At 35.5% G+C, this 11,124-nt stretch carries 7 protein-coding genes; 1 reads left to right on the top strand and 6 read right to left on the bottom strand.

All coding sequences use genetic code 11. From position 1 onward, the window contains the following. Positions 1–91: 91 nt before the first annotated feature. The 5 genes from SPJ17_RS00205 to SPJ17_RS00185 form a co-directional block, all read right to left on the bottom strand. The gene (locus SPJ17_RS00205; protein ID WP_321091553.1) at positions 92–3,898 is read right to left on the bottom strand and encodes a DNA-directed RNA polymerase subunit beta; all 3,807 of its coding nucleotides are present in this window, start codon (positions 3,896–3,898) and stop codon (positions 92–94) included. Between the two features lie 311 nt (positions 3,899–4,209). Further along, positions 4,210–4,752 (bottom strand): N-acetyltransferase family protein, encoded by a 543-nt coding sequence (locus tag SPJ17_RS00200; RefSeq protein WP_321091552.1) that lies wholly within the window; start codon positions 4,750–4,752, stop codon positions 4,210–4,212. 122 nt (positions 4,753–4,874) lie between these two features. Continuing rightward, positions 4,875–5,744 carry a class II fructose-1,6-bisphosphate aldolase gene (gene fba, locus SPJ17_RS00195; protein WP_321091551.1) on the bottom strand — a complete coding sequence of 290 codons (870 nt, stop codon included), beginning with the start codon at positions 5,742–5,744 and terminating at the stop codon, positions 4,875–4,877. Positions 5,745–5,872: 128 nt separating this feature from the next. Beyond that, positions 5,873–6,328 carry a cyclophilin-like fold protein gene (locus tag SPJ17_RS00190; RefSeq protein WP_321091550.1) on the bottom strand — a complete coding sequence of 152 codons (456 nt, stop codon included), beginning with the start codon at positions 6,326–6,328 and terminating at the stop codon, positions 5,873–5,875. Between the two features lie 69 nt (positions 6,329–6,397). Then, a complete protein-coding gene (locus SPJ17_RS00185) occupies positions 6,398–7,879 on the bottom strand; it encodes a DUF1846 domain-containing protein (RefSeq protein ID WP_321091547.1) in 1,482 nt (493 codons plus the stop codon). Between the two features lie 178 nt (positions 7,880–8,057). Here SPJ17_RS00185 and SPJ17_RS00180 point away from each other — a divergent pair, with 178 nt between their 5' ends. Further along, positions 8,058–9,491: a hypothetical protein gene (locus SPJ17_RS00180; protein WP_321091546.1), complete on the top strand. Its 1,434-nt coding sequence runs from the start codon at positions 8,058–8,060 to the stop codon at positions 9,489–9,491. A 62-nt stretch (positions 9,492–9,553) separates the two neighbouring features. Here SPJ17_RS00180 and SPJ17_RS00175 read toward each other — a convergent pair whose 3' ends face one another. Further along, on the bottom strand, positions 9,554–11,056 hold the full coding sequence (locus SPJ17_RS00175; protein ID WP_321091545.1) for an IMP dehydrogenase: 1,503 nt from the start codon (positions 11,054–11,056) through the stop codon (positions 9,554–9,556). Positions 11,057–11,124: the final 68 nt, after the last annotated feature.

Here is an 11,124-nt window from a genome sequence, read left to right as displayed (position 1 = left end):
TGTTTCATGCTTTAAAACCTCACCATGAGACCATGATCTGATTTCCTCAGGAGAAGCTAAACCGATTTTAATATACTTATATTGCTTCATCTTATTCCTCCTCCTCGAACGCGATATCGTCATCTGCTTCTTCAACCTGTGCAACAGCCTCAGTAGATTCTTCTACCTTAGCCTCATCATCAAAGTTCAAATTAGAAGCGGAAATGTAATTATAGGATACACGGTTTGTTTCAACCTGACGAATTGTATGATCAACGATAGAACGATTAACTTCGTTTTCACCGTCTTGATTAATTAATTCAACATGAATACCTAAGGACTGTAATTCACGTGTTAATACACGGAATGCCTCAGGAATGGATGTATCTGGTAATGGCTTACCAGATGCAATAGCATCGAATGTACGATCTCTTGCAACTAAGTCATCAGACTTAACGGTCATCATTTCACGTAAAACATGAGCTGCACCATATGCCTGTAGTGCCCAAACTTCCATTTCACCGAAACGCTGACCACCATTTTGTGCCTTACCACCCATTGGCTGCTGCGTAACTAATGTATACTTACCAATGTTTCTTGCATGTAGCTTATCATCAACCATGTGAGATAGCTTAACGAAGTACATGATACCAACAGTGATACGGTTTTCAAATGGTTCACCTGTACGACCATCGAATAGAATCTGCTTACCATCGCAAGTGTAGCCATCAACAGCTGCTTGATCGTCTGGGTTTAAGCCCTTATCGATCATTTCCTGACGGTGCATACCAGCTTCCTTCATGATCTGCTCAATATCTTCAATCGTTGCACCATCGAATACTGGAGTTGCAACCTTAAGTTCAGGTACAGCCTTTTCAATTTCAGCATTCGTTGGCTTAACACCATTCTTTGCTACATATTCCTCAACATACTTAGCTCTATCGCGCTCAGTAATTGTTCTAGCTGCCATACCTAAATGTAATTCTAGAACCTGACCGATGTTCATACGAGATGGAACACCCTGTGGGTTTAGCATGATGTCGATTGGACGACCATCTGCAGTAAATGGCATATCCTCAACTGGTAGGATATTCGAGATAACACCCTTGTTACCATGACGACCAGCCATCTTATCTCCAACCTGGATCTTTCTCTTCTGTACGATAAAGATACGAACAACCTCATTAACACCTGGAGTTAAATCATCACCCTGAGACTTCTTGAAATGCTGTACAGACTGTACAATACCTCCTCCTCCATGAGGAACTCTTAAAGAGGAATCACGAACATCACGGCTCTTCTCACCGAAGATTGCAAGTAATAGCTTTTCTTCTGGTGTTGGATCTGTTTGTCCCTTAGGAGTAGTCTTACCAACTAAGATATCTCCTTCCTTAACCTCAGAACCTGGAATGATAATACCATTTGCATCAAGATTTCTCTTAGATTCTTCCTTTACATTAGGAATTTCATAAGTGAACTCTTCTGCACCAAGCTTAGTGTCTCTTGCTTCAATTTCAAATTCATCGATATGTAAGGATGTATAGTAATCATCATATACCATCTTTTCAGACATGATAACAGCATCCTCGAAGTTATATCCTTCCCATGTCATGAAGGCAATACGAACGTTTCTACCTAAGGCTAATTCACCATCCTTCATGGACTGACCATCAGCAATAACATCGCCCCTTTCTACTCTTTCACCAACACTAACGATTGGACGCTGCATAATTGCAGTTGCAGAGTTAGAACGTAAGAACTGATATAATTCGTATTTACGAGTCTGACCATCATCTTCTTTTACTAAAATCTTCTTTGCGTCAACATATTCAACAATACCATCTCTTAAGCAAATTAATGCAGAACCAGAATCCTTTGCAGCACGGTACTCCATACCCGTACCAACAATTGGAGATTCAGGATTAATAATAGGTACTGCCTGACGCTGCATGTTTGCACCCATTAATGCACGAGTAGCATCATCGTGCTCTAGGAATGGAACGCAGGCTGCAGCTACGGATACAATCTGCTGTGGAGAAACGTCCATGTAGTCAATCTTATCTGTTTTGCTGAACATTTCAGCCTCACCATTACGACGACCAATGATCTTTTCATCAATCATGTATCCATTCTCATCTAGACGAGTGTTGGCAGCGGCAATAATCTTACCTTCCTCATCATCTGCAGATAAGTAAACAATTTTATCGGCAGAAACTACATTTCTACCCTCGCTATCTCTTTCAACAGCAAAGAATGGAGTTTCAATAAAGCCGTATTCATTAACCTTAGCGTATGTAGCTAAGGAAGTGATTAAACCGATAGATGGACCTTCTGGTGTTTCGATAGGGCACATTCTACCATAGTGAGAATTGTGTACATCACGAACCTCAACACCAGCTCTATCTCTTGCGATACCACCAGTACCTAAGGCAGAAATACGTCTCTTCTGTGTGATTTCAGCAAGAGGGTTAATCTGATCCATGAACTGGGATAGCTGTGAAGAACCAAAGAATTCCTTTAAAGAAGATGTTAAAGGCTTAATGTTAATTAAGTTCTGAGGAGTAGCCTTTTCTACTTCAACAGTAGACATTCTATCCTCAATATTCTTCTTTAGCTTTGCAAAGCCAATACGGAATTGGTTCTTTAATAATTCACCAATTAATCTTAAACGTCTATTTCCTAAGTGGTCAATATCATCAATTGTACCAACTCCAGAATACAGATTCATATAATAAGATACTGTAGCTAAAATATCAGACATTGTGATATGAAGTGCAGTTTCAGCATGATAGTTACCGATAACCTTTACAACCTCAGTTTGATCACCCTTAACTTCATTGATGAATAGGATTTCACAAATTGGATCCTCACATAAAGTATTATTTAAATCGATAACCTGACGGAAAGCCTCTCTAGCCTTATCTAGCTTATCATATACCTCACCAGAGATTCTATCGCCATAGGAAGCAATAACTGTACCCTCTGCAAATAATAGTTCACCTGTCTCTTCATCAAAGATATCCTTTGGAGCAACAACATCTTGAGCTAATGTATGATTCTTAGCACGCTGTAAAACGTCTAGCTTAATATTATACTTAAAACGACCTACAGTTTGTAAATCATACTTATTCGCATTGAATAGACGATCCGAAATTAAAGCTCTAGCACCATCTGCCGGAACACGGTCTCCCTGACGTAGCTTAGAATATACTTCGATAGCTGCATTTTCAGAATTCTTGTTCTCTTCCTTTTCCTTTTCAAAGGTTGCAGCTAAATGCTCGCTATTACCGAATAAATCGATAATCTGCTCATCTGTAGATAAACCATAAGCTCTTAAAATTGTAGTTAAAGGAATTTTCTTGGAACGGTCTAGCTTACCATACCAAACATCCTTAGATCCTGCTTCATACTCAATCCAAGCACCACGTGTAGGAATTACCTGACCAGAGAATTTGACATCTCCTGTCTTCTTATCGATTTCCTTATCGAAGTAAACACCAGATGAACGAATGATCTGTGAAATAACTACGCGCTCAGCACCATTGATTACGAATGTTCCAACTGGAGTCATATAAGGAATATCACCCATGAACATTTCATGCTCAAATAAGTTGCCAGTTTGTGTATGCTCAAGCATTACCTTCACCTTTAATGGACGAGAATAGTTGATCTTTCTTAGTTTAGATTCAACAACATTGTACTTTGGGTCTTCAAAACGATAATCCAAGAAGGATAATTTTAAATCACCGTTGAAGGAAGTAATAGGAGATGCATCCTCAAATACTTCTTTTAAGCCCTGCTCGACAAACCAATCAAATGATTTTGTCTGAATTTCAATTAAGTCGGGTAAATCAACACTTGTACGTACTCTGGAGTAATTACGACGAGTGGATTTCTTACCATAATTGACAATCTTCATAAAGCCACCTAGTTGTATAACGAATTATACTTTTTCCTTTCTATTGTTTCTAAACCGTCTACTAGACTTTATAGCAATCGCTAAAAGGGTGTTTAATACCTTTTTTTGATTTCCACGAATCTATCTTAACTAAGTTTTTACTTAGTAAAACTCTAATTTTCAAACGTAAATCAGCAAACATTTGCCATTATACGCATTTTAATATTATATTGCAAGTTGTCAAATAATGCAAGAATTTTTACAAAAAAAATTTAATAAGATATATATCCCCTTAAAAAAAATGAAAAATCCACCTCAAGGGTGGATTAGAATTATTCTACTTTATTTCTATAGGATGGTTCATCCTTGTTTAGGGATGGGGTCACAATGGATTGAACATTCTTCTCTAAAAAGGTTACACCAACCCATTTGCCATGCTTATATGCAGCATTCTTAATTAAGCACAGCTTGGTAAAGCCCATAGCCTTATGGAAGGATATAGATGTTCTATTGCTTGTTGTAACTAAGGAAATAATTTTACATAAGCCTAAGGATAGCCCAAGCTTTTCTATTTCTTGGTATAGCCTCTTCCCAATACCCTTTCTCTTTAGGGTATGATCTACATAAATCGATAAATCTGCGGTAGTGGCATAGGCCTTTCTCGTATTGAATTTATCTAAATATGCAAAGCCATAGATTACACCCTTTTCTTCATATACCAACCATGGATAAAAGGAAGTAACCTGATGGATACGTTCTAGGTATTCTTGTTCTGTTAATTCCTTAAGCTCTAATGTTGCTTCTGTTTCTCGGATGTAATAATTATAAATTTCAACTAATCTTTTTGCATCCTCGTTCTTAACTCTTCGTATCATAAAATCACCTTTTTCATCGATTCTTCCACTTCAATTATAATGTTTGCTAAAAAGAATTTCAATAGAGGAAAAACAAAACAAAAGAGTGGCCATAAGCCACTCTCGTATAAATAATTAGTTAATTAGCAAGCTTTACCAGTAGAACCGAACATTGCCATCTTAATCGCAACAATTTCCTTGATTCCTTCGAAGCCTGGCTTTAATAACTTACGTGGGTCATAACCCTTCTTCTCTAAGTCCTTGCCTTCTTCGATATATTTTCTAGTTGCAGCTGCAAAATACTGCTGACACTCAGTGTTAACATTTACCTTGCATACACCTAAGCTGATAGCCTTCTTAACCTGATCCTCAGGAATACCAGTACCACCATGTAATACTAAAGGCATATCACCGCACTTAGCCTTAATTGCAGCTAAGCAATCGAAATCAAGACCTAACCAGTTTGCAGGATATGGACCATGAATATTACCGATACCAGCAGCAAGCATATCGATACCTAAATCAGCAATTAACTTGCACTGATTTGGATCAGCAACTTCACCACGACCTTTAACGCCATCTTCTTCGCCACCAATAGCGCCAACCTCAGCCTCAACTGTAGCGCCACAGAAATGAGCTAATGTAACGATTTCCTTAGTCTTTGCAATATTCTCCTCAAGAGGTAATGCACTACCATCGAACATAACAGATGTGAAGCCAGCCTTTAAAGCAGCCTTAGCACCTTCATAAGTACCATGGTCTAAGTGTAGGGCAACAGGAACAGTAATCTTCTTTGCCTCAAATAAATCTCTAACCAAGTCAGCAACAACCTTGTATCCACCCATGTACTTAGTAGCACCCTCAGATACCTCGATGATAACTGGGGACTTCTGCTCCTCAGCAGTCTCAAGAATTGCCTTAGTCCATTCAAGATTGTTTGTGTTGAATGCACCAATTGCATAATGGCCTTCACGAGCGGCCTGCATCATGTCTTTAACATTAACTAATGCCATATTAAATAAATCCTCCTATATTTGTACTTTATAGTACACCATGCGATATAAATTATATTCTAAATGGTTTTGATTATCAATAAATCGAAATTAAAAATGAGATGAAATCGCTATCTTAAAGAATTTCATTATGCTTCACATAAAGATAATGTTACAACGACATCTCCATTCGATAATAAAGTCTTAAGCTCCTCTTTTGATAAATGAATATGCCCAAGCTTCGTATAGTTCCAGGTATTTGAACCATAAAATATTACAAGCTGATTACTAGAATATAGAACAATATCCCCATAATCTGTTGTCAATTCTTGATCACTAGATGGAAGACTATGTCCTATACTTCCAACCTGTTCAAATCCACCGTACATATGCATAGAAATTACAAGAGTATCCTTAGCTAATCTCTTTAATTCCTTAACCGAGGCATTATCATAGAATGTTGCATCTACAAAAGTATCATTTATTTTTAAAATCATGTTCATTTCATCTACCTCCACTATATTATCTACTGTTGTATTTATAGAACTACAAGATGTAATCCCAAACATGCCCAAAAGCATAAGGTATAAAAGCCTAATTTTCACTCGTATCCCCCTCATTAAAATTATAACAAATAATTTTATGCTTTATCAAAAAAGAGCAATTGCTTGCTCTTATTTTGAATATAACTTGTGTGCATAGAATTTAGGCTCTGTTGTAACCTCAATTTTTAGCTTCTTTAATACTTCAGAATCCACCTGTGGAAGAATTACAGTAGAATGCGCCTGAGTGAATTTTAATTCATCAATCTTCTTTAATGCCATATCTGCAAGGGGATTTGTTGTTGCAGAAATTGCAAGTGCAATTAGAATTTCATCTAAATGTAATCTTGGATTATGATTTCCAAGCTTATCAATCTTCATCTTTGAAATTGGTTCAATAATTGCAGGTGCAATTAGAGGAATCGAATCACGAATACCTGCTAGAGTTTTTAATGAATTTAAGATTAATGCGGCAGGTGCACTAAGTAGTGAAGTTGTACGAGATGTAACAATAGTACCATCCTCAAGCTCAAGTGCCATTGCCTCAGTACCACTCTTCTTCTTTTTATCTAATGCAGCTTGAACGCACTTTCTATCCTCAACGCCAATATTAAGCTGTCTCATTAATAATAGGATTTTATCTATAGCCTCTTGATTAATCTTACCATTTCTTAAATCTACTAAAGAATTTAAATATCTTCTTATGATTTCATCCTTTGATGCTTGGCATGCAGCCTCATCATCACATATAGAAAAGCCTGCCATATTTACTCCCATATCTGTTGGAGATTTATATGGTGATTTTCCATAAATAGCCTCAAACATAGATTTTAATACAGGGAATATTTCAACATCTCTATTATAATTAACTGCTAAACTATTATAAGCCTCTAAATGATATGGGTCAATCATATTGACATCATTTAAATCTGCAGTTGCAGCCTCATAAGCTAAATTTACAGGGTGCTTTAAAGGAATAGACCAAATAGGGAATGTTTCATACTTTGCATATCCAGCCTTTACTCCTCTTTTATTTTCATGGTAAAGCTGAGATAGGCAGGTTGCCATTTTTCCAGAGCCTGGTCCTGGTGCAGTAACGACAACAATGGGACGTTCTGTTTCTATATACTGATTCTTACCGAAGCCATTTTCTGAAATAATATTGTTTATATCATGAGGATATCCAGCAATTTCATAATGTAGGTATGTCTTAACTCCTAGGTTATTCAGCTTTTTCTTAAAGCTTGCTACCTGGGGTGCAGTTTGATATTGCGTAATACAAACAGAACCAACAAATAATCCTGATGCACGGAAGGCATCAATCAATCTTAAAACCTCAGTTTCATAATTGATATTTAAATCTCCACGCATTTTATTTTTAAGAATATCCTTTGCATTAATTGCAATAACTACTTCTACCTTATCCTTTAAGGTTAATAGCATTCTAAGCTTTGAATCGGGTAAGAATCCTGGTAATACTCTCGATGCATGATAATCATCAAAAAGCTTTCCTCCAAATTCAATATAAAGCTTGTTTCCAAACTTAGAAACTCTATCCAAAATGTTTTTGGATTGTAATTCTAGATACTTTTCATTGTCAAAAGCTAATCTCATACTTTTCATCTCTTCCCAGGGGTGAAATATAATAAAAAATAAAAACTCCCATTTGAGGGAGTGCTTTCTAAGGTGCCCTTAAATATTATATTATATACAATAATATAGGTCAAATAAAATTTATGATTTTCTCTTTTATTTTTTTTATAATAATATATACTATAAATAGGTGATGAAAATGAAGAATTTAAATAAATTAATTAGATACTTATACGATAAAAACGAGAACACATTATATTTTTACGATAAAAAAACAGAGAGTGTTTTAATATTTGAAGAGGAATGGGTAAAGAATCATGATTCCCTAAAGGTTCATCATTTAAATGATTACTCAATAGATGAAATGTCTTTGTTAGATTTTGCATCACTTGAATTATTCACACTTCCACTTCCCAAAGTAAGTAATTTTGAAGTAATGAGTGCCTTTGTTCAAAAATATGAATATGATGATTTAAAAGATTGTCTACATAAGAAAAAATCATATAAACATTTCAAAGAATTAATTTCGGAATATAACCTTGAGGATGAATACGACATGTTTGAGGAAAACCTCTATAAGAAAGTCATTAAAGAGTGGGCCTTTATGAATAATGTTGTATATAAAAAAATATCAAAAAACCAAAAAAGAACCCTTGTTGAACAAGCAAACAAAATAATGGAATATGAACCATGGAAATATTTTTCTGACCAAGATCATATAACCATTCATTTTGATGATAGTGAGATTTCATATGTTGTATTAGGAAATGCTGGGTCTTGTTATGGATTATGTGTTTATTATGGAGAGGAAGGCTTTAGGCAGTTAAATTTGGAATGTTTGCTTGCAGAACTAGATGATAAATCTATACTCCCACATATGATAAAAAATTCCTATGCAATCTATTTTGATTATTATGATGATTTAAATATAGAGGAGAAAGACTTCTTAGATTCTACTCTTAAAGAAATAAAAAACATAAAATACCCATCCTTCCACGAATTCAAAATTGGTAGGCCATTCGATTATGTACATTCAAATGTTCAATTCCATGAACTGAATTATGCATTAGAGATGTTTCTTGTATTCATTCGTGAATATTCCAAAAAACCAAGACACTATAAGGATATCTTTGATTTAAATGTTACCATAGATAACAATTACAATGTTAAATATAGGAAAGCAAACAACGATTTTATAGCTCCACCACACTTTAATGAATTGTTATTAGTAGATGAAAATAATTTCAAAAAAGGAAACCACACCTTCGTATTTGATTTAATTGGTTCTCCTGAACCAGTTATAAAGGATGGAGAAGCATATTTACCATTTATTCCAATTATATTAGATAAAAATACCAAAAAAATAATATATTCAACTCCTTGTATTGCAACAACAACAGATTTTATTAGTCCGATTTATACAGCTATAAAGGAATTCTTTACAAAAACAAGAGCTCCTAAAGATATTATTTCGCTAAATCCAATTTCAAATATAGTTGCAGGACTTCTTTTAAAGGATCCAAACAGAATCACTATTTCTCCTGAAAGAAACCCTATAATTGAGGATTTTAAAGAGGGACTTTTAGAAGAATTGTTATCTGATGCAACGATTCAAGAAGAATATGTTCAATAGGCCTAAAGAGTAATTCTTTAGGTCTTTTTTTTATAAGGAAAAGGGGCAAATGCCCCTTAAAATTAATTATTTGTATTACTATTCTTTACAACAACATCGTGTGCTCCACCTTCAACGATAGATACACTAGATACTAATGTTAATTTAGCCTTAGATTGTAATTCAGGAATAGATAATGCGCCACAGTTACACATTGTATGGCGAATCTTAGATAATGTAACTTGAAGAGTGTCATGAAGTGGACCAGCATATGGAACATAAGAGTCAACACCTTCAACAAAGGATAGCTTCTTTGCACCACCTAAATCATATCTTTGCCAGTTTCTTGCACGAGCACTACCTTCACCCCAGTATTCCTTCATATAGTTACCATTTACAAGCATCTTCTGTGTTGGAGACTCATCGAATCTTGCAAAATATCTACCAAGCATACAGAAGTCACAGCCCATAGCTAAAGCAAGTGTAATATGGTAATCATGAACAATACCACCATCAGAACAAATAGGAATATAAATACCTGTTTCCTTAAAGTATTCGTCTCTTGCCTTAGCAACCTCAATAACTGCAGTTGCCTGACCACGACCAATACCCTTGGTTTCTCTTGTGATACAAATAGATCCTCCACCAATACCAATCTTAATGAAATCCGCACCAGCCTCAGCTAAGAAGCGGAAGCCTTCTCTATCTACGATATTACCAGCGCCAACCTTAACCTTATCTCCATATTTATCTCTAATCCACTGAATTGTATTCTTCTGCCAGCAAGAGAATCCCTCAGAAGAATCAATACATAATACATCCGCACCAGCCTCAACTAATGCAGGTACTCTCGTCTCATAATCTCTTGTGTTGATACCAGCACCAACAATATATCTCTTATGAGAATCTAATAGTTCTAATGGATTCTCCTTATGAGAGGAATAATCCTTACGGAATACAAATGCAACTAAACAACCATTTTTATCGACAATTGGAAGACTATTTAACTTATGCTCAAAAATAATATCATTTGCTTCCTTTAAAGAAGTTCCCTCTGGAGCTGTAACCATTTTTTCAATAGGTGTCATGAATTCCTTAACCTTTAAGGTAGCTTCCATGCGAGAAACTCTATAATCTCTACTAGATACAATGCCCATTAGCTTACCAGATGGTGTACCATCCGCTGTAATCGCAACAGTAGAATGACCTGTTTCCTCTTTAATAGCTAAAACGTCAGCTAATGTATCCTCAGGGGATAGGTTACAATCGCTTGTAACAAAGCCTGCCTTGTAGGATTTCACCTTCTTTACCATTGCTGCTTGATTCTCAACCGTTTGAGAACCATAAATAAAGGAAATTCCACCTTCCTTTGCTAAAGCAATTGCCATCGTATCGTTAGATACCGATTGCATGATTGCAGAAATCATAGGAATGTTCATAGAAATTGCTGGTTCTTCACCCTTTTTAAATTTTACAAGCGGTGTCTTTAGAGAAACATTTTGTGGAATACAATTCTCATCAGAATAACCAGGAACTAATAAATACTCACTGAAAGTATGTGATGGTTCATCATAATAAAAAGCCATATAATAATCCTCCAAAAATATTATAATTTTAAAACATTTTAACATTTAAAACAGTTATTTTCAATATA

The organism is Anaeroplasma sp. (assembly GCF_034179385.1).
GTDB lineage: Bacteria > Bacillota_I > Bacilli_A > Acholeplasmatales > Anaeroplasmataceae > Anaeroplasma.
The sequence above is the reverse complement of the archived record's forward strand: the minus strand, read 5'-3'. Positions and strand labels throughout refer to the sequence as shown.

Coding starts and splice junctions, on each gene's coding strand:
- SPJ17_RS00175 (WP_321091545.1), bottom strand. CDS start 11,056: ATGGCTTTTTATTATGATGAACCATCACATACTTTCAGTGAGTATTTA.
- SPJ17_RS00205 (WP_321091553.1), bottom strand. CDS start 3,898: ATGAAGATTGTCAATTATGGTAAGAAATCCACTCGTCGTAATTACTCC.
- fba (WP_321091551.1), bottom strand. CDS start 5,744: ATGGCATTAGTTAATGTTAAAGACATGATGCAGGCCGCTCGTGAAGGC.
- SPJ17_RS00200 (WP_321091552.1), bottom strand. CDS start 4,752: ATGATACGAAGAGTTAAGAACGAGGATGCAAAAAGATTAGTTGAAATT.
- SPJ17_RS00185 (WP_321091547.1), bottom strand. CDS start 7,879: ATGAGATTAGCTTTTGACAATGAAAAGTATCTAGAATTACAATCCAAA.
- SPJ17_RS00180 (WP_321091546.1), top strand. CDS start 8,058: ATGAAGAATTTAAATAAATTAATTAGATACTTATACGATAAAAACGAG.